The sequence below is a fragment of the Vibrio gelatinilyticus genome, assembly GCF_022836845.1.
GTDB classification, from domain to species: Bacteria; Pseudomonadota; Gammaproteobacteria; order Enterobacterales; family Vibrionaceae; genus Vibrio; species Vibrio gelatinilyticus.
Window position 1 is genome coordinate 143,236 of the sequence record NZ_JAJNNZ010000005.1, and the last position, 25,532, is coordinate 168,767.

Here is a 25,532-nt window from a genome sequence, read left to right on the forward strand (position 1 = left end):
GTCATCGATATGACGGCTTTTTTGTTCAATAATCTCGTCATTCATCAAATTTGCCCGCCATCCGACAGCAAGCTTGGTCAGGTCTGTATATACTAACTCTATGATTTAGTGAAGCTATGGTGTTCAAATGTCAAAAGTACATAAGATTGAAAACGAAGACAAACTGTTCAAAAAAGCGCTAGAAATTGGCACGAAGATGGCGGCTATGCAGGGGTACGAACTGACCACTAAAGGAGCCTCTCAATCGATAAAAGCACGCGCACTTTACTTGTTTTTGGTAAAAGTGAATCAAATCGTTCCGCTTCCAGAAGACAAAACCGATGGGCAGAACATTAAAAAAAGGCTCGCTTTGTGGATTCACCACGCCCTACCGGATAACGATCCGTTAAAGTAACCTAAAAACCGTTTAACCTAAGAACTGTGTTGGCGAGCAGAAACGATATTCTGCCGCAAACACTCATTAAATCAAAGCACTGTACCTATAACCAACATTAAACCCACAACAAAACGCCGCAGCCCTTATCCTGCCTACGTTGTTTCATGGCAGTTTCATGGGCAACCGTCATAATTAACGCCTAAAATTATGTTGATATGTCCTTAGGGGCAACATACGTTCGCTATCCTTCTTTGATAGCTATTATTGTTGTATAGGTAATGTTATGAGAAAACTAACAACCGCACTCATGATCGCCGCCGCTGCATTGTCAGTAGGCGCGCATGCCGGAAGTGCGTTAAGTGCCGTTCAGGCCGAAGCCGTCAATCGAACTCTCACTCCAGAACAAGTCCGTGTTGTACTCGATAATTGGAAACAAAATGAGCTCAAGCATATTGATCAACGCGCGCGCTACGTGTCTGACAGAGCGCCTAAGCAATTTATTGTTGATCAGATTGAAGCGGAATATCGCTCCGCGATAAAAAGACTTGGTGTGTGATGGGGTAGTATCCGCGCTCGCAAAGAGCCGAATTGAGCACAGATACTATTATATTGATTCAGTCCATTATGTTGTTAAATAGAGCCAAAGTATCAAAATACTTTGGCTCTTTAAGATCTGCACTATACTCAACTCATCCATTAAAGAAATTTTTACACTCGCAGTATTATATAATTGCGAATGTTCGTGCTAGGTGCCACATGAAAAGACTCACTTCGAGCTTATTGATATGCATTGCTCTGCTGGGATGCACTGATTACAGCGATAAGCCGAAAGAGATTCAGACGCGCGAAAAGATATCGATAGCCTATGGTGACCAGCCCAGTGCCGTTTTAATCTCTTCAGCCATTGAAAGCAAGGCTTTTCAGCTCGTGAATCTCGATATTGACCCGATTGTATATCCAAGTGGGAAAATGGCTATTGAGGCGAGCATTGAAGGTAAAGTGTCCCCAGATGTTATTGTCGCGTCGGATATAGCCTTTCTTGCTAATCATGAGCTATTACCTGAATACAAAATCATTGCAACAGCATATGAATCAGACAACATCAATGTAATTGTCAGTTTGCACGAACCTAAAGGTGCCCACGACTCTAGTTTATTGAGTTCAGCTAACAATTTGAGATGCCTAGAGAATCGAACGCTTTGTACTCAGAAATTATCCGCCTTACACTTTTTTGGACAAGTGTTGGTAGAACGAAATAATGTCACCGGAACAAGTTATAAATACTACAAGGTAAATGAATTAAACGAAAAATTGCTTTCAGGTGAGTGCGATGCTATCACCAGCAGAGAGCCGTTCATTAGCGAACTAAAAAGACAAACGAATAGCAACGAACTTGAAATCATTCAATTCCCCGGTGTTTACTTACAGTATGAACTTATATTGCTGCACAATCGCATATCCGACAAGTTAGCTGAGCGCCTGTTAAAAGGATTGATGTTTGCCGAAGAGCATGCGACAGCAAATAGCCAATACCCAGAGAGTATAATAGAAGTTAGCTTACACCAGACACTGATACCTCTATTTGACAGGGAATTAGAATGGATAGAACACTTGCACGAAAGCGCTCCACTTTCGATATTGCATGAACACTCGACACACCACACCAACAGTTATCCTTTAGTCCGAACTGCCCCGCTTGAAAACATCTCCCCACATCGAGTCACGGTCATCGTTTATGAAGATTAGGATTTCTCACATTCTTATTCTGTTCTGGATTATTGTTCTTATTTCGATAAGCGCAGCTGTAACAACATGGCATCGTCAGTCACAACTTCACCACCTAGAAAGGAAAGTTGACTCATTGGCTATTTCACTAAGTCAGAATATCAATCGCCTCAATTTGATCGCAATCGAGTTCAACAAGTCACGCGACAAGGCTCTGGTTGACAAATGGGCTAGTAGCACATCTTTACTCAAACTAAATTACCAAAGGCTCGCTAACACTCTCGCGAAAAACAACAAAAACGATTTCAAACGGATTAGTATTGATATCCAACGTATTCAGCAGCAATTTGAAATGCTTCAAAAAGCGTCTAACCGTAGCGATATTGGATGGGTTACACTAAATTTAACCACTTATACTCAAAACTTGATGACCCATATTGTTAACATTACGGATCAATCTCGAGAAAAAATACATGCCGATATAGAATTACTGCACAAAGCAGAGAATCTCGCTTATATTACCGCAATCATTTTAACTATCTCTCTTTTAGCCTTTCTTTATTATTCTCTGGTAAACCCTTTGCATTCTATATATTCACAGCTACGTTCTATCAATCTTGGTCGTTACAAAAATCTAATAAAGCCAAGAATCAAAGAGTGGCAAGATCTCACTGATGAGGTTGAAACTCTCCATAATAGACTGAAAAACACTGTTGTCAGCAAAGATGAGTTGGTGGCTGAGGTTGAGCTTCGTAAGCAGGCAGAAAATAACGCCCTGATATTGTCTCAACAAGATTCTCTTACAGGCCTCCCTAATCGGCGTCATTTCATGCAACTACTGCATAATTCAATGTCAGAAAACGGCAAGCTGTTTTATCTCTTTTTTCTGGACTTGGATAACCTTAAAGGTGTCAATGATAACTTAGGACACACAACGGGAGACCACATCATTATTCATGTCAGTAAGGTTCTGAAAGAAAACATAAAAGGAGACAGTATAATAGTAAGGCTTGGAGGTGATGAATTTGCCATCATTCATTTTTCTGAAAATGAAACGGAAGCATTAGAACTGGCAAAACGAATAAGGCACCATATCGGCCAACCTATCGATATCGATGATATTCAACTGCGCGTTACATGCTCGGTTGGAATTGCACACTATCCCGAACACGGCAGCGATATAAAGCAGTTACTATCACATTCAGATACAGCGATGTACTTTGCCAAGCATAACCCTGTGAAAACCGGCGGTGTTGCTGTTTATCATCGGGCCTTAGGTGATTTAAGCCACAATCACTTCACATTGGTCCATGCTTTAAAGAAAGCCATCGCGGACAAAGAATTTGAAGTCTGGTTTCAACCTCAAATCATCGTAGACAATGGACATATCCATGGATTCGAAGCTTTACTACGCTGGAAAAAGGCATCTGGTGAATTTGTTAGCCCCGATTCATTTATACCTATCTTGGAAGAATCCGGCGATATTGTCGAACTGGGTAAGTTCGTTTTTGAGCAAGCTTTCAGCTTTTATCAGCAACTTATCGCGAAGAATATGAACTATAAAGTCTCTATCAATGTATCAGCGATACAACTTGAGCGCTCAGACTTTGTCGATTATCTCTGCAAAGAAATAGACAAGCTTGAATTATCTGCTAGAAACTTTCCTATAGAGCTTACAGAAACTGCAATCATCCACAATGAGAGCCAAATACTTTATAGTTTGAGACGATTACAAAAAAAAGGATTTCAAATACAACTCGATGATTTTGGCACTGGGAATGCCTCGTTAAATACACTAAAGAAACTCCGCTTTGACGTAGTTAAAATTGACAAGAGTTTTACTCAAGAATCTACTAAATTCGGGCGCGATCTCCCTATCATTAAAGCTATTGTCGCCATGTCTAAGGCATTGAACTTTGAAATCGTAATCGAAGGCGTAGAAACAGAACACCAACACCTATTGGCCCAAAACTGTTCGATCGCCTTTGCTCAAGGGTATCATTACGCGAAGCCAATGCCAGTTGGTACATTGCTAAATTGGTTGGCACAGCGTCGTACTGCTGAAGAAAAAATCGAAGCAAATATATCGACAAAATAGATAGTTACGTAAATAACACACTCATCGGCATAGCTGTTCGATAATTTGAGAGTCTAGCACAGCAAGCTTAGGCTACCTTTTGCCACTGCATACCATACCTTCTAATTTAACAAGAAAACGTCGCAATCTGCTCTATTTTAGCGATTTTACTAACCTCACGGTCACAAATAGATTAAAATGCCCGCCCATTATCTTAGCTTTGAGCCCTTTTTATTAATGACCTCCAACACATTGCCTGCCAACTTTGCAGAACTTGGCCTAGTTCCACCTTTATTGGCTCGATTAACAGAGCTGGAATACCAACAGCCAACGCCTATTCAAGCACAAGCAATTCCAAGTGTATTAGCGGGACGTGATTTAATTGCAGGGGCAAATACAGGCTCTGGTAAAACAGCCACTTTTGCACTGCCTATGCTGCAGCAATTGCACGCTGATAAACCAGCTAATCGACATAGCCGCAAAGGGAACTACGTAAGCGGGCTTGTTTTGGTGCCGACTCGTGAGCTGGCTAAACAGGTGGCCGACAGCATCAAATCTTATTCGGTCCATTTTAATGGTGCGCTAAAAACCGTAGCGGTTTTTGGTGGTGTATCCGCCAACACTCAAATGCTCGCATTACGTGGCGGTACTGATATTTTGGTGGCGACGCCTGGCCGCCTACTTGATTTGATTTCAAGCAATGCCATCAAGCTCGATGAGGTCAAAACCTTAGTGCTCGACGAAGCCGATCGTATGCTCAGTCTGGGCTTTACTGACGAACTGGAACAACTATTGGCGTTGGTACCCAAAGCGAAACAAACGTTACTGTTTTCCGCCACCTTCCCCGAAAAGGTTCAAACGCTAACGAAAGAACTCCTCCGCGATCCTATCGAGATACAGGTGCAAAGTGCTGATGCAAGTACATTGGTTCAACGTGTTTTCACCGTCAACCGAGGTGAGAAAACCGCTTTGTTAGCGCATTTGATTAAGCAGCATCAATGGCGCCAATCACTTATTTTTGTCAATGCTAAAAACAGCTGTAATCACTTAGCTCAAAAACTGGCAAAGCGCGGCATTAGCGCAGAAGTGTTTCACGGTGACAAAGGCCAAGGTGCTCGTAGTCGCGTACTTGATGCGTTTAAAGCCGGTGAAATACACGTTTTGATCGCAACGGATATCGCCGCTCGTGGTTTAGATATAGAGAAACTGCCTGTCGTGATCAATTTTGATTTACCAAGAAGCCCAGCAGACTATATGCACCGTATTGGCCGAAGTGGCCGTGCTGGAGAAGTCGGCTTGGCGCTTTCGCTCATCGACTACGAAGATTATCATCATTTCCGAGTCATCGAGAAAAAGAACAAAATCAAACTTGAACGTGAGGAAGTCGAAGGTTTTAAGGTGGATGAAGATTTCAAAGAAGAGTACTTTTCTCTAGCAAAGCCGATGGCAAAGCCTGAGGGTAGCGGAAAGAAAAAGAATAAAAAGAGTAAGTAAAGCAGGCGCCTACACAAAAATATACAGCAGTAAATAACAAGCTATAAGTAAGAGTCTTCAAGGACACACACTTCAACAAAGTATGTGTCCTTTTTATTTTGTTACGCGACTACGGTGTATTGATGTTAGTGTTTTTTTCCGCTGCATGCTGTTCTACAATGAACGCGATCACTTCATCATTTAAGCAAGACTTACTGACATACTGGCGCTGCTTACCCAGGTGGAGGATAAACCCCGAACCACTTTGCTCAAGTTGGTCAATATCACTCCAGGCGATGTTGCGGGTGTTTTTACCACTTTTATAACTCATGCCTTGTGAATCAATCTGTAAAGCTACCCGGCGAGCAGAGCTCGTACCGAATGTTTGTCGCCATAGCCACCAGGTGCGCTTAAAGTACACACTGAACGCCTCAACAATACTTAAGACAATAAAAAACCAACCCACATAACCGTTGGGTAACAGCTCGAATTCCAATAAACCCAGACCAAAAAGAAGGAAAAGGATCCCCTTTAGGTAGGATTTGGGAAATGTAACAGGGCTACTCGTTTGATCATAGCACTCCGCGAAAAAGGCCTTGTCGAGAGTGTATTCGGTGGTAAAACTAAAATCATTAGACATAGATAGCTACTTCAACGTTCTCTGTGAATGAGGGTGTTTTCATGCTGCGCTCCAGCAACACGAGTATTGTACTGCTTCTTGGGGTTTTTCTTTAGTTTTTTTGGTAAGCGTTTCTTAAATTAAACTCAAACGCACATCCCGATATCGACACTAAGCGTTCAATAGAAGCAAGAATATTTTAGCAGCATGAACGTCAAATTTTGCCATGATTTTAACCTCTGAGTTCTTAGTGTATACCTTGTATTTCAAGTCACTTATTGCACCTAATAAACTCAGCTATTCACTGTCTCATCCGTCAAATCGCTAATCAATCCCAGGCCTATTTATAAATTTGTGACTCGCACCTCTACCAGCATATGCTAATTTACTCTATTGTTTGTCTTACCTGTTATCTATTATTTCGCTTGAAATTGTAAGCGCTTACCTTTGGTGTATCGTAATGTCATGGATAGTGATATTTAATAAAGACAATCGCTATATTTTATTAGCCATCATTAGCCTATCTATATTAAGTTGGCACAAATGGGGCATGAACATAGAACAATCTTTTACTCTGGATCATTCTAATGTCTCGATGGTGAATGACACCATAAACGGCGGGCGATCACTGGGTAGAATTGTGCCTAACACCAGCACGGTTAGTTTTACCTGCAAAACTGTACGCTCTAATACATTTCAGTTCTGCAGTGTCATGATTCCAATCACTAGTCATGAAAACCAAGGTGTTGATTTAAGTTCCCTATCTCATTTGGAGGTCACTCTCTCATACACTGAAGTCGCTGGCATACGAGACTCAGTACTCGTCTACTTACACAATCAAGAAACGAGCAGTTCTGGTGAGTCAATTTCACGAACTAACCTGAAAACCATTGTCCCTTCTAATAGTGACAAAAACACTTATAGCATTGATTTAAAAGCACTGCATGTACCGTCATGGTGGCTACTAAATAACCCTAACGTAGCCGACATTGCAGCCAAAATAAATAACATTACCCATATTCAAGTTGCGACGGGTGACAGTCATCGTCTAAAAAACACCAATATAGAAATTCATCAACTTAAGATAAAGGGGAAATGGATTAACCTCGAAACCATACAGGCTTGTTTATTTACCCTATGGTCTACTGTTATATTGATCGACATACTAATGCGAATAGTGAAGTCACACCGATCCGCACAAAATAGTATTTTGGTTGCACATAAAGAACGTGATAAATATCAGAGATTAGCAGTAAGAGATCCATTAACTGGTATTAGTAATAGACAAGGCGTTCACGAGTACTTCCAATCATCTAGGCAGACCAGCAAAGCCATGTTTATCATTCTTTTTGACGTAGACCACTTTAAGAAAGTTAACGACGTATATGGTCATAACGAAGGCGATAACATATTGGTCAACCTCTCAGCAACGGTAGGCAACAACCTTGCAAATGGGACGTGCTTTGCTCGTTGGGGAGGGGAAGAATTCATCATATTGTGTCACGAACAAAGCCGCCATACGGCTGTTATGTTGGCGGAGCAAATACGCTTAACCATTGCCGCTGCCAAACTTAGCCAATACACAAAAGTCACCTGCTCTGTTGGTATTACCGATATTGATTATTCCCTTCCGCTTACATTGAATGTTGAACGAGCCGATAAGGCGCTTTATAAAGCGAAAAGCAGTGGCAGAAATCAAGTGTGCTCTTATCTAAAGCTGGATGAGCCTAAAGATGACTTTCCACTAGACTCAACAGCATAACTCTATCGAGATCAACTTGGTAAACTGTCTGATCATTTACGTTTTTGCCATCTCGGATCTTACTGCAAGCGATGTAAGGACACACATCGATAGTATTTCACGATCAGTTCAATGTTTGAGGCTTAATTCCGTATATCGTTCACTGTCCCAAATGCATTCGTCATTAGGCTACGCACCCACTCATCCGCGACTTATGGAAGAGAGCTCCCCTTATATGGTCAGGCAGAATATTTCATTTCTTAAAGTATTAGTCACATGACCGTATCTTAAAAAAAGCGACTGAGCTGGGATGTGAAATTTAGTGAGCAGTGCGGTTCTGAGTCAAGTGATATAGGACATTGAAAGTCACACGCCTAACGTCATCAGTTTATGACGCTTTTAAGCCTGTCATCTTGTTCTATTATCGCCGTTTTCTGTGATGCTAGTCAGCTAATGTCAACTTACTGAGAGTGTTCAGCTAATTATACCGTACAGCCCCTCACACCCTACCAAGTATGTACTAGACTCAAACGATTACTTCTTTATCAAATTATTAGAATAAAGGATTGTCTATGTCTTACATTCCATATGCAATTAAGGGCCTGCGTAAAGCTCTTATTGCAGCAATGCCATTAGCACTACTTGCAGGTTGCGATTCTGAGCCACAGGCCATTGCTCAAGTTATACCCAGCGTTAAAGTGTTGGAGGTGACCGTTAAATCGATTACTCCCAATGAGGAGTTTGTAGGTAGAACGGAAGCCACTCAGGATATTCAGATCAAATCTAAGGTGCGTGGAAATCTTCTTAAAACCTACTTTGAAGAAGGCAGTATGGTAAGCAAAGGTGACTTGCTGTTTGAAATCGATCCTGAACAGTATGACGCGGCACTAAAAGCCTCAAAAGCCCTGGTTGCTCAATCGACAGCAGCCTATGACACATCAGTGCGAAACTTCAAACGTGGTGAAGGGCTCATCGAAGATAATTACATCAGTCAAGCTGACTACGACAACCTTTTATCGAACAAACTCCAGAACGCCGCAGCGTTGCAAAGTGCAAACGCAGAACTCGATAATGCCAAACTGGAGCTCGGTTACACTAAGATCCATGCGCCGTTTTCCGGTCGAATTGGTCGTGCCGAAGTATTTGTAGGTGATTTGATCATTCCAGACCAAACTGAGCTTGTGAACCTGGTTAAGGTAGAACCTATGTGGGTGAACTTCCAGTTACCAGAAAAAGTCATCACAAATACTAAGAAGGCCGCGAAAATGGATGATCAAGATATTACTATTGAAGATCTTCCTGTGAAACTCAGGTTTCCGAATGGTTCAGTGTTCGATGAAATAGGCAGCATTGATTTCATTGATAACCGGGTCGATGCCACAACGGGTACCTTGGCCGTACGCGCCAAATTTGACAATACCGAGCACCTTGTGGTTCCCGGGCTCTACGTAACCGCTATCATCGAGGCTCCAAGCGTTCAAGAAGTCATACTGATCCCACAACGCGCGGTGCAAGAGGATCAACAAGGCCGCTACGTGCTCACGGTTGACGGCAATAAAGTGGTCAAACGAAAAAATGTCGTCCTTGGTAAACGTTATGGCATTGATTGGGAATTAGAGCAAGGGCTTGAAATAGGAGAACTTGTCATCACCGAAGGGCTGCAGAAAGCGCGGGTCGGTGCAGAAGTCGAGTACGAAATGGACACCGTACAACCATTCAACGAAAACGACTCTTGAGGACCAGTGATGATCAGTAAATTCTTTATACACAGGCCGAAATTTGCCTTCGTCATCTCCATTGTTCTCACGCTCTCTGGAATGCTGTCGATTCCCGTTCTTCCCGTTGCGGAATTCCCTAACATTTCGCCACCTATGGTCTCTGTCACAACATCCTACCCAGGAGCTAGCGCTGAAGTTGTTGCAGACACGGTTGCTAAAGTCGTAGAGGCTGAGGTTAACGGTGTAGAAAATATGATCTACATGGAGTCAAAAGGGGCAAACGACGGCAGTTACTCACTCAATGTAACCTTTGAAGTCGGCACCAATGTCGATATGGCACAAGTCAATGTACAGAACCGTGTGCAGCAAGCCATGCCTAGGCTTCCTCAGGAAGTACAGCGCAACGGCGTTAAGGTCGAGAAACAAGATCCCAATATCCTGATGATGCTCAATCTTGTGTCCCCCGCAGATACTCTCGATAACCTCTTTCTTAACAACTACATGGGAATTAACATCAAAGACAACCTCGCCCGTGTAAATGGTGTTTCTAAAGTCAGCATTATTGGGGGTATGGATTATTCCATGCGTGTCTGGTTAAACCCAGATCGAATGGCCAGTCTTGGTGTTACTGTTGAAGAAGCAATTGCTTCGGTTCAAGAGCAAAACATTCAGGTCGCTGCTGGTCGAATTGGTGCCGCACCGGTTCCTCGTGATCAACAGTTCCAGTACACCTTATCAACCAAAGGACGACTGAGTCACCCTGAAGAATTTGAGCAAATCATTATTCGCTCGAATCCAGATGGCAGCGCCGTATATTTAAGTGATATTTCTCGAATTGAGTTAGGTGCCGCCAGTTATGATGCAGAAGCCATGTTGGACAATAAACCTTCGGCGCTGTTGTTCATCTATCAATCTAGTGGCGCTAATGCTCTTGAAGTCGCCAAAGGGGTTCATGAGGAGCTTTCCAGACTGCGCGAGCAGTTCCCCGAAGATATGGACTACAAAGTTCTCTACGACACCACTGAATTCGTCGAAACCTCTATAGATGAAATGATAGAAACACTGCTCATTGCGGTAGGCCTGGTTATTTTTGTTGTCTACATTTTCCTGCAGGACGTACGACAAACGCTGGTGCCCGCCATTGCCATCCCTGTTTCTCTGGTTGGTACGTTCGCCTTTCTGCTCGCGACGGGGATGAGCATCAATACCGTTTCCTTGTTCGCTTTGATCCTAGCTATCGGTATCGTGGTCGATGACGCCATCGTTGTGGTTGAAAACACAACACGCCTGATGGCTGACGAAGGGCTGAATGCGGTTGAAGCTACCACGAAATCGATGGAAGAAGTCACTGGTCCTGTTGTCGCCACAACGCTGGTGCTACTGGCCGTGTTTGCACCAACAGCTGTGATGCCCGGCATTACCGGACAAATGTATGCGCAGTTCTCCATTACCATCTGTATTGCAGTATTGATCTCCTCTGTCAACGCGCTGACGTTAAGTCCCGCGCTGTGTGCATCACTGCTTAAACCGCCGAAGAACCACGACGCAGGATTCCACGCTAAGTTCAATACTATGTTCGACAACGCAACAGAAAAGTACACCGACTTTGTCTCAGGTATGGTACGAAAACTCTTGCTTGTCGGCATCGTCTATATCGCCCTGATTGGGGCCACAGGTTTCCTCGCCACATCCCTGCCATCGGGATTCGTTCCGACTGAGGATAAGAAGGCTTTCTTTGTTGATGTTCAGCTGCCTAATGGTTCTTCTATCAACCGGACCAAAGAAGTTATTGCGGACATGGTGACTGAACTTAATTCACTGGATGGTGTGACCAATGTCATTTCGGCCAGTGGTTACTCCATTATTTCCAGTGCGGTTTCCTCCAATGCAGGTTTAATGGTTGTGATCCTATCTCACTGGGATGAACGACAAGACCCATCACTGGTCGAAGAACAAATCGTTCGCCGTGCGAACGCGGCTCTGTCACGATACAGCGAAGCGACAGCGGCTGGCTTTTCTCTACCAGCACTTCCTGGAGTGGGAACCGTTTCCGGTGTCGAGTTCTTTATCCAGGACACGTTAGGCCGCACTCCCGCAGAGCTGGCTGGTGTAATGAGGGCGGTGTCGATTCAGGCCACTTCTGAACCTGAGCTCACCACAGCATTTAGTACCTTCCAGGCTGATGTACCCCAACTGTTTGTAGACGTTGATCGCAACAAAGCCAAAGTACAGGGAGTCGAGCTCAACAGCATCTTTACCACTTTGCAAACTATGCTGGGTTCAATGTATGTCAATGACTTCAACCGCTTTGGCAAAGTCTTTAGAGTCAACATGCAGGCTGAAACCGAGTTCAGGGACTCTGAACGAGATATCGCTCGCTTTTATATTCGCAATAAATACAACTCAATGGTACCCCTTAACACCTTAGTATCGATCGAGCCCAAATTAGGCCCAGAGTACATTAACCAATTCAACTTGTACGGTGCCGTGAAAGTCAATGCCTTTCCAGCTCCGGGTTACAGTACCGGGCAAGCCATTGACGCGGTAAAACGTATTGCCGATACCACATTCCCAAATGGGTATACCTATGAATGGTCAGGGCAAACGTATCAGGAGCTGAAAGCGGGTAACTTAGCACCGTTCATTTTCTCTCTTGCACTCATCTTCACCTACCTTTTTCTGGTGGCTCAATATGAAAGTTGGACCGTACCGGTCTCCGTTATGCTCGCGGTACCAGTGGCCATACTGGGTGCCTTTCTCTATATCTGGCTCATGGGTTCTGATGTTAACTTGTATACCCAAATTGGTCTGGTGTTACTTATTGGGTTGGCGTGTAAGAACGCTATCTTAATTGTCGAGTTCGCTAAGCAATTAAGAGAAGGTGGTATGAGCATCACCGATGCTGCTGTTAAAGCGGCGAGACTGCGCTTTCGGGCCGTATTGATGACAGCCTTCTCTTTCATCCTTGGGGTTATTCCATTGGTGATCGCGACAGGTGCAGGAGCGGCAAGTCGAGTTTCGTTAGGTTATGCCGTGATGGGGGGAATGATTGCAGCGACCATTGTGGGCACCTGCTTGGTACCCGTATTCTATGTGATGCTGCAATCCATGCGCGAGAAAGTAAAAGGTCGAAGTCGTTAAAGTAAAAAGGCAGCCTGGTGTGCTGCCTTTTTTTATGCGATGAACATAGCGGTAAAAGCGGTTAAAGGACATACCCCTAAAGTGTCTTCTAGACCATTTAAAAACGCTTGAAAGGTAACGCCCCTCACCGCCTTGAACTTCACCTTGATAAGGTGTGTGTCCCTTTAACTTCTGCTTTAACTTTCTGACTTTGTTCTTGTTTCTTTGTGCAGCTAGTTTAAGTCATCACAGTTTACTGTCTCAATACCACTGCCTAGGTCTATGTAAGCGCCACCTAAGTCTGACGCAACTTTTGGATAAAAGCCGGCCTCTGAGGCTGCTTCAATATCAGTCAGACTGATTTTGTACATTTCCAAGCCAAGCATTGATATATCATCAGGTAGACAACTGGTGCTGTCGTTCTCTTTAAAACAGACGTTGCCGCTGGTATCTAAGGTGCCACACATTTTATCTGAGGTGGTTTCAACTCCTGCTGCGGTCAACGCCTCTTTTCCTGCCTGAGGCATATCGTTCGGAAGGGTGACGTCTGAATTGGCTATAACATGCTCAAGACTATAATATCCGGCTGTCATTGTACCAGTGCCATCGAACCGTGCTCCAGAGACAGTAAATACTGTGGTTTCTCCGTTTAAGATGTCTTGCATATCTTCAGACAGACATCCAGTTAATGTTAGCGCGGTTAATAATATTGCTGCTTTCTTCATATGTTCCCTCAATGTATATTTCCAGCTAATGCTTGCTTATGTATTAAGTTGCGACAAATGCACTCAATACTTTAGAAAATACAGTGATTAGCTCGATAACATTGTTAACATTGCGCTTGGAATCACGTTTTTTAATCACCACTAAAAGACACACACCTAACGTACTAATAAAGTCTGATTTGGCTCTTTAGAGCCTTTTATTTAACCTATACCTTGGTCGATTTCCGCTTAACTATCCATTTAGAGTTCCGGAGCCCACCTCGACAGCACGGCGCCTTCGCGTCAGGCTGTCAAGGAAAGTAACGAAATCAATAACGTTAAGGGATGGGTTAATTGATACCAAAAAGCGTTGGTAGCCCCATGGTGAATATTGGGAAGTACGTGATAAGCATTAACCCTATAAATTGTAGCAAGAATATTGGTAATAACGGCTTGATAATACTGGTTATTTTTTGCCCCGTAACACTGCAAGAGACAAACAGTACCGTGCCTACCGGCGGAGTAATAAGGCCCATACATAAATTATAAACGATGATCACGCCAAACTGCACAGGGTCCACACCAAGCGAAATCGCCACTGGGTAGAAAATTGGAGTAAATATAAGCAGTGCAGGCGCCATATCCATAAAAATACCCACAATCAGCAATGTAATATTCATCAGCAAAAGAATGACGATTTTATTCTCAGACACGGTGATAAGTAATTCACCAATCGTATCTGGAATGCTCGCGAAGGTCATACTCCAACTCATCAACCCAGAGCAAGAAATCAGGAACAAGATAACTGCAGACGTTAAAGCTGAGTCACGTAGTGTTTTAGCCAGCGATGACCATGTGAGACTCTTATAACAAATCGATAGAATTAAACTATAAAGTACAGCGATACCACCAGCTTCTATAGCTGTAAACACTCCTGTTAATATTCCACCAATAATCACAACGATCATGGTCAGGCTAGGAACAGTTTTCCAAATAGTGTTCAAAATGACATTTCTTGGCTGTGGTTCTGCATCGCTGGTGTAACCAAGCCTCTTAGCATAGAAGTATGCGGCGACCATTACCGATAGACCCATCATGAGGCCCGGAATATAACCTGCGAGAAATAGCGCTGCTATTGAAGCTGCACCGCTAGTGATCATTGAATAAATAATGAACACACCGGTAGGAGGGATCATCATCCCAGTTGGCGCTGATGCTGCGTTAATAGCTGTAGAGACAGACATGTCGTAGCCCTTCTCTTTTGCCATGGGACTAATTACTCCACCAATTGCAGTTGAAGCAGCAATGCCAGACCCTGATAGGCAGCCAAACAGCATGTTCGCTACTACGTTCGATTGCCATAATGCACCAGGAATTCGTCGACCCAAGAGCAAAGCTAGGTCAATCAATCGGCGGGCAATTCCACCTTGGTTCATCAAATTGCCTGCAAGAATAAAGAATGGCAGCGCTAAGAAGCCAAAACTCTCTAACCCGCTGAATAGCTTTTCACTTGAGGTCATGACAAGCATGTCGGCATCAATTTGCAAGGACATGGCAATCAGACCGGAGTAGGCTAGACCTACAGCAATGGGAAGGTTTAGACCCAACAATAAGAAAAAGACTGCAAACAGTACAATAGTTGAGAACACTTCTAAATGTTCATCAACCAAATATTCGTAGGTTTCAGAAGCTTGAAAAGTTGAATAGGCGAACCCGATCACAAAGAGGGTTGTTGCGGCTTTCAATAGGCTGAAGGCTAGATGTGTATTGAAACCTACGATCTCTATCAGACGGCCTACTTGCTGCAAGATGATAAAACCGCCAGAGAGCCATAAAATTGATTGCAGCACAGACATAGATACTTGCATCATCGGTGTTGTAAAGCTCGCATTTTTGGCCACTGCATCTACACCACCGACAATCATCATCACGGCTAATATAATGACCAAAAGCGAGTTTACGGCTGTGATGTAGTTTTGATTTTTCTCTGTACATTTGTCGTAGAACAGTGGCAAGCTTAAATGCATCCCCTTGCCAAAGCACACCGCGCTGCCTAAGAAAGCCATCCAAATCATGCTATAGATAAGCAATTCTTGAGACGTGCCACTAGCGTTACCCAATACATAACGAGTAAATACTTGATAGATTATTAGGACACTCATCGCTCCCATAAGTCCCATCAGGATGACAGACATGACCTTGTCGATACGTTGGTATAAACGAACAGCCGATTCCTGCCAGTTTGTAAGCTCGGGTACTAAAGTCGGATCGGAGATGGTTTCAGACATACAACTTACCTTTTATTTTTATAGTTGTAATCGATGGAGAGGAAGTTGCCTCCCCCTCTATATTAATATTGCTTAGTATTCGCGACCTTGCAGATCAAAGACCTTTTTCAACATTGGCCCTTTTACAGGATCTTGCATGGTTCTTTCATAAATTGGCGCCATAGATGCAACCAGTGGCGCTTTATCAATTTCTATTACTTTTACACCAAGCTCAGCTTGCGCTTTTTCTAAAGCAGAACTTTCGTTATCTGCAACGACTTGATAAGACTTCTCCGACAGGTCCAACATGATATCGTTCATCGTAGCAATATCTTCAGGTTTCATTTTGGCCAGAGCCTTATTATTCATGATGATGAGGTCGACCAGCCGAGTTTGTTCTGATTTAATCGCGTATTGGGCGTACTGACCAAATTTAAGCTCGTAAAGGCCGGCTAGACCGCCTTCTGCGCCATCAATCATACCTTGCTGTAGTGCAGAGTAGATTTCAGAGAAATCGAGCGGAGTTGGTGCTGTGCCCATAAGCTTCAACATCTCAATGTAGGTCGGGCTAGACATAACACGTAATTTGAGCCCTTTAAGATCGTCAATAGAATTCACTGGCTTAGTGGAATAAATGCTACGAGAACCACTATCTAGGAAACCCACGACTTCGAACCCTTTGTCTTGAGTCGTCTGGAAAAGCTCTTCATTGATAAGGTCGCTTGCCATCACTGACTGGAACTCTTCGTTCGAACGGAATACGTAAGGTAAGTTAAGTACACCAAACTCAGGCTGCACGTTTTCCATCATCGCAGAGTTAATCAGGCCCATATGAACAACACCACTTTGAACTTGTTGTAAATACTGTGCCTGGCCGCCTAAAGTGCCATTGGCAAAGATTTTGATCTTTACTCGCCCATCTGTGTCCTCAGCCACACGTTGTGAAAACTCTTGTAGAAGACGACCCGGAGGACCATCTGCCGGAACGTTAGTCGCCAGTTTGTAAGTTTTCGCCATCGCGCTTGCAGACGTAAATGCCACTGCACCTGTTAGCATCAGTGCTGCGAGTTTTTTTAGTTTCATGATGTTTCCTTTTCAATGTGTAGGGGTTATTGGACAGTCTGGTTTGTCCTAATTGTTATTACCAAAATAGCTCTGTGTGCCCTTGCGCACGCAGTGTTGCCTCATAGTAAAAATAATCACCGTAAGGCAGCATTGAGTTAGCTTGATAGTCAAGGTCGTGTTCATGAGCAAAGTGCACAAATGATGCAGCCTTACTAAGCAAGCCTTGAGCTTCGTCTATATGAGTGATATCACAATGTTCACGAAGTGCGTTTAACATTGCTAAACCAAATTCTCGGTACTTTGTTGCCTTGCCATCGTTACCCATGCGCTCATACACTGATGCCAGAAGGAGTGCTCCAGCAGCGGTCACAGAGCCTGCTGAAGAGTCCTTGTATTGAGGCTCATGTGCAGGTAAACGGTAGTCCCAAATGGGAACCAAGTCGTCAGTTATGTTGTCAATGACGTAATCGAGCAGCTTTGAACTTACCTCCGCATAACGCTCGGAATCCTCAACATCGGCCAAATGAGCGAAGCCATGAATAGCCCATGCCTGACCTCGACTCCAACAAGAATCGTCAGCATAACCCTGGTAGGTACAGCCGCGAACCGGCTCATTGGTGGTGGTGTCGAAGTCAAATGTATGGAACGTACTCCAATCATCTCTGACAATGTGTTTTAGAGTGGTTTCTGCTTGTGCCAAAGCTACGGTTTTAAACGACTCAGCATTGGTTTCACGATAAGCCCAAAGTAAAAGCGGTAGGTTCTCCATACAGTCAATAATGATCTTTCCTTGGATCTTTTCTGCGTGCTCTTTACCTTCACACCCAGCTGTCCAAGCAACCAGATAATTACCATTCCAGTTGAATCGATTACGTAGAGCTTCCGCAGCACGAAGAGCAAGAGCGCGAGCTTCTTTATTTCCAGTCAATTTGTAGTCAGCAACGGCACTCAAAGAGAATTGGAAGCCTAAATCATGATTCATTAGCAATGGGTTCTCTAGTATTTTACCAAGGTGGGCCATTCGCATTCTTGCTTGATTTTTGAATTTCTGCTCACCTGTTTGTAAATAGGCTAACCATAACTCACCGGTCCAGAATGAGTCAGTCCAAAATATATTAGATGGATAGCGCCATTTATATTCAGTGGGGCTATATCCGACCATTGGGTTTCTAATTCCAATACGAGGCATGTTTCGCTCAATACTTGAAATAATATCGGTATTTAATTTTTCTATAGACATAACTCTTACTTCTTTATCGTCATTTCTTGACGCTATTTATATCTATTTAAGTTGTAGAAAAATGTGATCCAACACAACGACTGCAACATTCACAATTTCATGAAACGTTTCATGTGTTTTTTGTCACACCGAAGCAAGTGAATCGTATTGATATGGAGAAAAGTGATGATTTTGACGCTATGATTCACCTCAGATTGATTGAAACTATTTCATTGGTGAGTCTGTGAAGAAAAATGAAGGGGTAACCCTAGATGATATAGCAAGTGTTAGTGGAGTATCCAAAGCAACGGTTTCAAGGGTTCTTAATAACAGTGCTTACGTTGCAGAGGGCACCAGAGGCAAGGTAGAAAAGGCAATAAACGACCTAGATTACAAACGACCAAGTGCGAACGTGAAATGGTCGTTAAACTACGATGAGATTACCATTGTTGCTGAGAAAAATATCACCACATCTGCTAACTTCTTTGGTGGGATCTTCTCTTTAGTGGAAGAGCATGCTAGGGAGATGGGAGTGACTATCCGATTGGTTAAAGTCGGCAAAAATTTAATTCAACTAAAGAGAAAAGTCTCTAACTCTAAAGCTATTATTGTTTTGGGAGTAGATAGAATTGAAATTTTAGACATAATAAGAAAGCAATCGGTCCCCTGTGTTATTATAAATGGTATTGATGTAAAGCAACAAATTTCAAGTATAGCTCCAGATTATTACTGGGGCTCATATAATGCAGCCAAACTATTAATTAGAAATGGCCACCGTAAAATAAAACTAATAACGAGTAATGTTAATCATACTACCCTACTACGTCAGGACGGTTTTATAAAAGCCTGCTCTGAGCACAATATTAGCACAAATGATGCTATCGTTGATCTGGCACTTTATTCCCCCGAGTTAGGCGAGTTTTCTACTGACTTTGGTGCTGGCGAATTACTACCCGGACTCATAGACCAAGGAATCCTTTCGGATTGTACTGGTGTCGTATGTATGTGCGACATGATAGCAATTAGCCTGACAGATGTTCTCGACGATAAAGGGGTTCTAATACCCGACGATTTGTCCATTGTTGGATTTGACAACATAGATGCGAGTCGCTTTAACTCTCCGCCTCTGACAACAGTATCTAGCGATCTGGATGATCTCTGTGCGATCACTCTCAGTACCTTATTACAAATATCAAATAGACCCAACTCAAACAGTGTTAGGGTTTCTATCGCTACCTCCGTTGTCGAAAGGGGTTCGGTAAAGGACATCTCTCAAAAATAGAGCGTCACAAAGAGTAATTTTTAACAAGAACATGAATTAGCATTAGAAGATGGAGTTGTAACAGTATGTTTTTATTTGGCTTAGATATTGGCGGGACAAAAATCGAGCTTAGAGCCTACGATGCCGACATGACGGAGTGCTTACGTATGCGCATTCCCACACCAAAAGATAGCTTTGACAATTTTATCGATGCCGTTGTGAACATTATCAACAAAGCTGACGTTACGCTTAAGTGTAAGGGGCGGGTGGGTATTGGTATTCCAGGTTCAGAATCGCAACGCGATAAAACGATCTTTGCTCCAAATGTTCCGGCAATTGATGGTCGAGTAATACGAGACCTCATTGAAAGTCGCATAGAAAGGCCGATCTACATTGATAATGACGCTAATTGCTTCGCACTCTCCGAATCTAAAAATGATGAGTTATCATCCTCTGATCATGTTTTAGGTCTAATTTTGGGGACTGGCTTTGGAGCAGGGCTTGCGATCAAGGAGAGTTGTTATCACGGGGCTAACAATATGGCACTAGAGCTTGGTCATACTCCGCTTAATATTTCGGCTTTTGAAGTATTGTCAAAAGACAAAGAAGCCCCTTTATTGCAATGTGAATGTGGTGCTGTGGGCTGCCTAGATCGTTACCTATCTGGTACCGGGTTTGAAGACTTGTATGAGTATTATTACAAGGAGCGCTTCTCTGCTCCGGAAATTATCGAGGCTTATCATAATAATCAACATAATGCGGTGACTTTTGTTGATAGATTTGCCAACCTATTATCTTGCTCAATTGCCCCTTTTATCAATGCGTTCGATCCCGACGTTGTTGTATTTGGCGGAGGGTTATCTAACTTTGACGCTATTTATCCACTTCTAAACGAACGAATCGATTCGTTCACTTTAAGTAGAGACAAGACACCTTATCTGGTCAAGGCTCGATATGGTGACTCAAGTGGGGTGAGAGGAGCAGCTCTGCTAGCCAAACCTCTGTGAACCATCCAGTCGCACGCTTTTCATACTATATATTGTGAACAACCCAGAAAAACGCTTTTCGGGTTCACTGAGCTTCGGTAGCGTTATGCTGCCGATTTTTTCTCAGACCCCACACTTCACTTTGATAGCTCAAAGACTTTCGTTCTGCTGAGTCGTGGGGTTAACCCTGTAGAGCGCTCAAATCGGCTTATTGGGGTGCATTTGAAGTGTGTGTCCTTTTGCATTTGAAGTGTATGTCCTTTTATGTTTACCTAACACTGGATATGGTCCACAGCAAGTACTTGAAGTCATCTTGGGTTTGTCACAAAAAGTAATCAGCAACTACGTAAACCATATAGCGGATACACCTGTAGATAAAGTGTTTGAAAAGTTCACTTGGCACAAATAATCGACAATACTTCGAAACGAGGGTTAGTTTTCTATAAGCTAACCCTTTTATTTTATCGTCATGTCTTAAGGTACTGCGGTCATCAAGTTCGTGCTATAGCAAGCATTCCCAATAACAATCACTTGCTTATACATAATTCTTTGAATACGGTAGCCAAAAGACTCGGCGAGCGGATAATCATGGACTTAAATCTATTTACTACGTTTCTTTCAGTATACAAACATAAATCAATAACCATAGCGGCTGAAGAACTGGATTTATCGCAACCCGCGGTAAGTGCAGCATTAAAACGTCTTGAAGCTTCGATCGGCAAGCCTATGTTTGTCAGAGAGGGACGAGGAATTGTGCCTACTGGTGCCGCTGTAGCGCTTGCCAACAAAATTGAATCTCCTATGTCTGTGCTTGAAACCGTCAATGGTCAGCAAGATCATCTCAATGTCTACTGCAGCGAAGCGGTACTTTTTAAGGTCGCGCATATAGAAAACATTACCTTAGGTGAAACGCCGCTTGACGAAGCCAGTATCATCGACGATCTCTATACTCAAAAGATCGACTTGGTTATCGATGTCATGTCGAGTAAGCAACATAGCTTGATTGTCGAAGAGTTTCATGAGGAAGATGCCGTGTGTCTTACCAGAGTCGACCACCCCAGAATAAAAGAGCAACTCTCGTTTGATCAGTATTATGAAGAAGAACATATTGCGTTAAGGGTGCGTAGAAACAACTTAAATACCATTGAGTATCTTAGCGATAAGCCCGTTAAATCGCGAAAGGTGAGAATTGAAACAAGCTCAATCGCAAGTATGCTTTCGCTCGCTGCTCGTTCGGACTTCATTGCTTCATCGACCAGATCAGTAGCGGAAGAGTTTGCCCCTACCATAGGGTTGCGTGTCCACAGTATCCCGCTAGAACTCCAAAAGATAAAGTTCAACATGATTTATCATCGTCGTTTTGCCAATGATCCTTTCCATAAAGCGAAGCGAGACGAACTACGGAAGGCAATCACCGGTTCACGATAGATGTACATACAGATAATGTTCAGGTTTCTTCTGGCTACTGCTCACGAAGTGAACCTTTGAAACCAGGGCAGATAAGACAAAATAAAGCCCTTACAACAAGTCGTAAGGGCTCAAAATACCGGTTCGCCGTGATTAATTATTTTTCACGCTTCCAAGTACCTTCCTGAAAGTTTTCGTAACCTTTAACATTTTTCATGTGCTCACGAATGTCGATTGGGAATGTTTCTTCGTCTACTCGTAGCTCACCTGCTTTGCGAACATCTTCACGAGCGTCTTCGACAGTCACGAATGGCATTGCGCGTTCTTGTTCAACATTTGGGAACGCATCAATCATCATGTTGTGACGTGCTTTCATCGTTGTAAACATACCTTTTGCTGGGAACATTTGTAGCATCATTCCAACACGCTCACGTGGATCAGCATATAGGTCGTAGAATTCTGCTCCGGATAGACCTTTTGCTGCGCCTGCCACATGCCATTTGTAACGACCTTTTACAATTGCACCTAGTTCATCACCAGTATAGATATATACATAGTCGCGACGGCTGAAGGTGTCACCGTTAATGAATAATGAGGTTTGGTCGACACCATCAATAATGCGATCTGTTGGCACGTAGTCTAATGCGCCACCCATGCGAGCAAAGGTAGTAAATAGGTCGGTCACATGAAGCAAGTCACCAACAGTACTTCCTTCTTCAATCATGCCAGGCCAAGTTGCTAGCATAGGAACACGAACTGCACCTTCTGTGTACATGCCTTTACCACCCGTATGTAATGTCTCGTTAAAGCCAACCGGCCCACCAGACACCATAGGACCGTTGTCTGCCATTGCTATAATGAGTGTATTTTCTTCAATTCCAAGTTCTTTCACTTTATCTTGAATTTCACCTAACATTGCATCAATACGTACTAGGCCTTCAGCTAAATGTGAACCATTGGTTGTCTTGAACTCATCGGATGGGTGGATGTTTAAAAACGAAGCCATAGTTGGCCAATGAGCAACATAAAACGGCTTGCCTTCATCAACACTACGCTGCATGAAGTCCATAGTACGGTCTGTCGCTTCACGATCAATGTTGTAGTAATACTCTTCTGTTGGCTCACCCCATTCGGTTACAGGTCCGCCTTTATTGCCTTCGAGTGCGTAAACAAAACCGTTTGGACGCCACTCAGGATCTAAATCATACGGATCTTCAGGGAACATTTCTGGCAATAGCACACCTTTAGCTAGCGCACCATGCTGACCACGAGCGTTATACAAACTTGGTACTTGGTTGTAGGGTGTCCAAAACGCTTCATCAAAGCCTTGTTCGTTCATGTTGCCGCCAGCGGTATCACCTTGGTGAGCTTTACCATGGAAGGCAGTTTTATAACCCGCTTCACTTAGAATCTCAGCAATAGTAACTTCTGTGCGAGGTAAACCACCATACTCGTAAGGGAAACCAACGGTATACATACCGTTACGTACAGCGTAGCGGCCTGTTAATGCAGCTGCACGAGTTGGAGTACAAGATGGCTCTGTGTACATGCGCATAAAGTTAGCGCCGTCTTTAGCCATTTGATTGAATACAGGAGTCTCGTAACCACGAGTTTTTTGAATATCTGGGATGCCGACATCACCTAAAGGAGTATCATCCCACATATAGTGAATGATGTTTGGCTTGGTACCAAATTGCTTTTCCAGCTCAGCCAGTTTGGCATCAAGATCTTTATCTTCAACCGCCCAGCGTTCGCCACTTTGGGCATGCAGAATATAGTGTTCCGCATCGTGAATGATTTCGTTTGCGTTTACAGCAGCTGCGCCGAATGTCGCTGTAGCGATAGAAGCCGCTACGACTGATTTATTCAGTTTTAACACAGTATCGTCCTCGTATGTTATGCACGATTCTGTGAGCGTTTCTTGTAGTTGGCTCAAGACGTACACAACAAGTAGGTGAATTATTTGTCAGCTGTCTATTTCGTTTTTTAGACTGACTAGTTTTCAACATTTGCCATCCCGCAATGAAAAACTAGCTTTATACTGACTGCTCTGCCCGACCATGCAGGTAAGGCTTGCTGTCCGTGCGAGACGTATCATCAGTCATTGAAGGGAGTAAATAAATAATGCGGCGTTTGCTTTAAACCTCACTTTGGTTTATGTGTAGACAACTTTTAGACCGTTTCACATAAATATATTATATAAAAAAGCCAAACCTATCACTCTAGGTTTGGCTCATTCAGTTTAAAACAGCGCTGTGTGTTGGTTTAGAATTGGTAGTTAAACTCCACTCTAAAGTCGCCATCTTCAAAACTGGTTTCGTCACTCCAGTTTGCATAGAAGCAGATGTTTTGCCTTTCGTCGATTTTGTAGGAGACCGACACTTCGTGGTCAATCTGATCCCAACCACTCATTTGCCCACCAATACCAATTTTGTACATGGGGTTGTAGTTTATCCAAACATTATCACTGAGCGTTGCTTTTGCATAAACCCCGATCAGGGCAAAACCACCTGGGACATTTATACCATCTTCTTTATCATCTGAGACAGTCACTCCAGCGCCCGCCAATGGATAGAACTGGAACGCACCTACTTTCGGAGTGCCTTGTAAAAAACTATAAGATGCGCTGCCCATATCAGTGTCAAAATTCCAATCGATGCCGATTTGTGTTCCACGATTTTCTTGTTTGTCCAATAAGAAGTTTCGGTAACGAAACGTATCAATTGAGTTATCGTGCTTGTCGTGATCACTCCAACCCAAGGATTCACCCGCTATCCCCTTAACTTCAATGACATGCATTGATTGCTTGTCGTTATCAGGTGTTTCATATTCTAAGCCAAACTTTAGGTTAAGCCCGTTGTTGGTTACGCCAGCCCCAACTCTGTTATAGACAGCTAAGGGGTCGGACATATCAGCCAACTCTTGTTATTGAGCAGTCGTGCAAAAGGGAAATACACTAACAACGGCAATGTTTATAATGTTTTTTTCACTAGGAAACCTTTTAGAACAGCAATCTTACAATGTCATCCTGTAACACCGACTTAAAATTCATATCAATCAGAGCCAAATGAAAATATTCACACTCAGTTTCTAACACTGTGATAAATATAAGAAGCAAACAATAAAGAATCCTTATGTTATCACCTCACCTTTGTTTATATGAGATTTCAACCATCGAGAGAAGCACTGTAAGTCATTGTATTTTATGTATTTTTACCTCCATGCAATAAAGAATATATCGATAAAATAATCACCACACAATATCAAATGAAAAATATTCATTTTACCTACAACTAATTTAATCTATAGTTCACTCCAACAAAGATTACTACTAATAATATTTACAACTTTGAGATTAATATGAACTTAAAACTAAAAGTTACTTTATTATCACTGTCTGCAGCTTTATTAGCAGGCTGCCAGAAAGACGAACCACTTGCTGAACGCATCGTCAAAAGTACCGAGAACGAAATAGCCGTTTTAGAGGAAAGACTTGTTCCTCAAACACGAGAGCAACAACAAGCTTATGCGTTAGGCATGACGTTGGCTGCTCGACTGTCAATGGAGTTGGAGGTTCCTGCTGAACTTGGTATTGAAGTTGATGAGAACTATGTCCTTCAAGGTATAACTGATCTATTTACCAACAATATGCTCATCACACCCCATGCTTCCACAGAGTTGCTCGAAGCTTTAGTTGAAGACATCGCGCAGACCGCAGCCAGGTTAGAAGATAATTCTTAACTATTGACGACATCTACTGATAAACCAACGCTT

19 protein-coding genes and 1 pseudogene are annotated in these 25,532 nt (G+C 43.0%); 13 read left to right on the forward strand and 7 right to left on the reverse strand.

Annotated features, from left to right (window positions below; translation table 11 throughout):
• Positions 1 to 127: 127 nt before the first annotated feature.
• From LNL84_RS08430 to LNL84_RS08450, 5 genes are all read left to right on the forward strand, one after another.
• On the forward strand, positions 128 to 394 hold the full coding sequence (locus LNL84_RS08430; protein ID WP_244356783.1) for a DUF5062 family protein: 267 nt from the start codon (positions 128 to 130) through the stop codon (positions 392 to 394).
• Positions 395 to 659: 265 nt separating this feature from the next.
• The gene (locus LNL84_RS08435) at positions 660 to 932 is read left to right on the forward strand and encodes a hypothetical protein (RefSeq protein ID WP_244356784.1); all 273 of its coding nucleotides are present in this window, start codon (positions 660 to 662) and stop codon (positions 930 to 932) included.
• A gap of 200 nt (positions 933 to 1,132) precedes the next feature.
• Positions 1,133 to 2,122 carry a substrate-binding domain-containing protein gene (locus tag LNL84_RS08440; protein ID WP_244356785.1) on the forward strand — a complete coding sequence of 330 codons (990 nt, stop codon included), beginning with the start codon at positions 1,133 to 1,135 and terminating at the stop codon, positions 2,120 to 2,122.
• The gene (locus tag LNL84_RS08445; protein ID WP_244356786.1) at positions 2,112 to 4,199 is read left to right on the forward strand and encodes a putative bifunctional diguanylate cyclase/phosphodiesterase; all 2,088 of its coding nucleotides are present in this window, start codon (positions 2,112 to 2,114) and stop codon (positions 4,197 to 4,199) included. Before LNL84_RS08440 ends, LNL84_RS08445 begins: the two co-directional genes overlap by 11 nt.
• A gap of 216 nt (positions 4,200 to 4,415) precedes the next feature.
• Positions 4,416 to 5,672 (forward strand): DEAD/DEAH box helicase, encoded by a 1,257-nt coding sequence (locus LNL84_RS08450; protein ID WP_244356787.1) that lies wholly within the window; start codon positions 4,416 to 4,418, stop codon positions 5,670 to 5,672.
• A 109-nt stretch (positions 5,673 to 5,781) separates the two neighbouring features.
• On the opposite strand, the gene LNL84_RS08455 is transcribed toward LNL84_RS08450, so the two are convergent.
• Entirely contained in the window at positions 5,782 to 6,291 is a 510-nt protein-coding gene (locus LNL84_RS08455) for a YcxB family protein (RefSeq protein ID WP_244356788.1), read from the reverse strand.
• Between the two features lie 439 nt (positions 6,292 to 6,730).
• On the opposite strand from LNL84_RS08455, the gene LNL84_RS08460 reads away from it, so the two are divergent.
• From LNL84_RS08460 to LNL84_RS08470, 3 genes are all read left to right on the forward strand, one after another.
• The gene (locus LNL84_RS08460; RefSeq protein ID WP_244356789.1) at positions 6,731 to 8,032 is read left to right on the forward strand and encodes a GGDEF domain-containing protein; all 1,302 of its coding nucleotides are present in this window, start codon (positions 6,731 to 6,733) and stop codon (positions 8,030 to 8,032) included.
• Positions 8,033 to 8,583: 551 nt separating this feature from the next.
• Positions 8,584 to 9,747 carry an efflux RND transporter periplasmic adaptor subunit gene (locus tag LNL84_RS08465; protein ID WP_244356790.1) on the forward strand — a complete coding sequence of 388 codons (1,164 nt, stop codon included), beginning with the start codon at positions 8,584 to 8,586 and terminating at the stop codon, positions 9,745 to 9,747.
• 9 nt (positions 9,748 to 9,756) lie between these two features.
• Positions 9,757 to 12,870 carry an efflux RND transporter permease subunit gene (locus tag LNL84_RS08470; protein WP_244356791.1) on the forward strand — a complete coding sequence of 1,038 codons (3,114 nt, stop codon included), beginning with the start codon at positions 9,757 to 9,759 and terminating at the stop codon, positions 12,868 to 12,870.
• 212 nt (positions 12,871 to 13,082) lie between these two features.
• Here the strand turns inward: LNL84_RS08470 and LNL84_RS08475 are convergent, their stop codons facing one another.
• From LNL84_RS08475 to LNL84_RS08490, 4 genes are all read right to left on the reverse strand, one after another.
• The gene (locus tag LNL84_RS08475; protein ID WP_244356792.1) at positions 13,083 to 13,574 is read right to left on the reverse strand and encodes a hypothetical protein; all 492 of its coding nucleotides are present in this window, start codon (positions 13,572 to 13,574) and stop codon (positions 13,083 to 13,085) included.
• Positions 13,575 to 13,903: 329 nt separating this feature from the next.
• Positions 13,904 to 15,841 (reverse strand): TRAP transporter large permease, encoded by a 1,938-nt coding sequence (locus LNL84_RS08480; RefSeq protein ID WP_244356793.1) that lies wholly within the window; start codon positions 15,839 to 15,841, stop codon positions 13,904 to 13,906.
• Between the two features lie 72 nt (positions 15,842 to 15,913).
• Positions 15,914 to 16,903 (reverse strand): TRAP transporter substrate-binding protein DctP, encoded by a 990-nt coding sequence (dctP, locus tag LNL84_RS08485; RefSeq protein ID WP_244356794.1) that lies wholly within the window; start codon positions 16,901 to 16,903, stop codon positions 15,914 to 15,916.
• Positions 16,904 to 16,961: 58 nt separating this feature from the next.
• Positions 16,962 to 18,125 (reverse strand): glycoside hydrolase family 88 protein, encoded by a 1,164-nt coding sequence (locus tag LNL84_RS08490; protein ID WP_244356795.1) that lies wholly within the window; start codon positions 18,123 to 18,125, stop codon positions 16,962 to 16,964.
• 223 nt (positions 18,126 to 18,348) lie between these two features.
• Here LNL84_RS08490 and LNL84_RS08495 point away from each other — a divergent pair, with 223 nt between their 5' ends.
• The 4 genes and pseudogenes from LNL84_RS08495 to LNL84_RS08510 all read left to right on the forward strand — a co-directional run bounded on the left by LNL84_RS08495 (position 18,349) and on the right by LNL84_RS08510 (position 21,779).
• Entirely contained in the window at positions 18,349 to 19,386 is a 1,038-nt protein-coding gene (locus LNL84_RS08495) for a LacI family DNA-binding transcriptional regulator (protein WP_244356796.1), read from the forward strand.
• Between the two features lie 65 nt (positions 19,387 to 19,451).
• A complete protein-coding gene (locus tag LNL84_RS08500; RefSeq protein ID WP_244356797.1) occupies positions 19,452 to 20,372 on the forward strand; it encodes an ROK family protein in 921 nt (306 codons plus the stop codon).
• A gap of 259 nt (positions 20,373 to 20,631) precedes the next feature.
• A pseudogene (locus LNL84_RS08505) lies at positions 20,632 to 20,760 on the forward strand (carboxymuconolactone decarboxylase family protein); the annotation flags it as partial.
• Between the two features lie 179 nt (positions 20,761 to 20,939).
• The gene (locus LNL84_RS08510; protein ID WP_244356798.1) at positions 20,940 to 21,779 is read left to right on the forward strand and encodes a LysR family transcriptional regulator; all 840 of its coding nucleotides are present in this window, start codon (positions 20,940 to 20,942) and stop codon (positions 21,777 to 21,779) included.
• A gap of 136 nt (positions 21,780 to 21,915) precedes the next feature.
• On the opposite strand, the gene LNL84_RS08515 is transcribed toward LNL84_RS08510, so the two are convergent.
• Both LNL84_RS08515 and LNL84_RS08520 read right to left on the reverse strand, forming a co-directional pair.
• Complete coding sequence (locus LNL84_RS08515; RefSeq protein ID WP_244356799.1) at positions 21,916 to 23,637, reverse strand: sulfatase-like hydrolase/transferase; 1,722 nt, start codon at positions 23,635 to 23,637, stop codon at positions 21,916 to 21,918.
• Between the two features lie 386 nt (positions 23,638 to 24,023).
• A complete protein-coding gene (locus tag LNL84_RS08520) occupies positions 24,024 to 24,668 on the reverse strand; it encodes a hypothetical protein (protein ID WP_244356800.1) in 645 nt (214 codons plus the stop codon).
• Between the two features lie 450 nt (positions 24,669 to 25,118).
• On the opposite strand from LNL84_RS08520, the gene LNL84_RS08525 reads away from it, so the two are divergent.
• Positions 25,119 to 25,499 carry an FKBP-type peptidyl-prolyl cis-trans isomerase N-terminal domain-containing protein gene (locus tag LNL84_RS08525; RefSeq protein ID WP_244356801.1) on the forward strand — a complete coding sequence of 127 codons (381 nt, stop codon included), beginning with the start codon at positions 25,119 to 25,121 and terminating at the stop codon, positions 25,497 to 25,499.
• Positions 25,500 to 25,532: the final 33 nt, after the last annotated feature.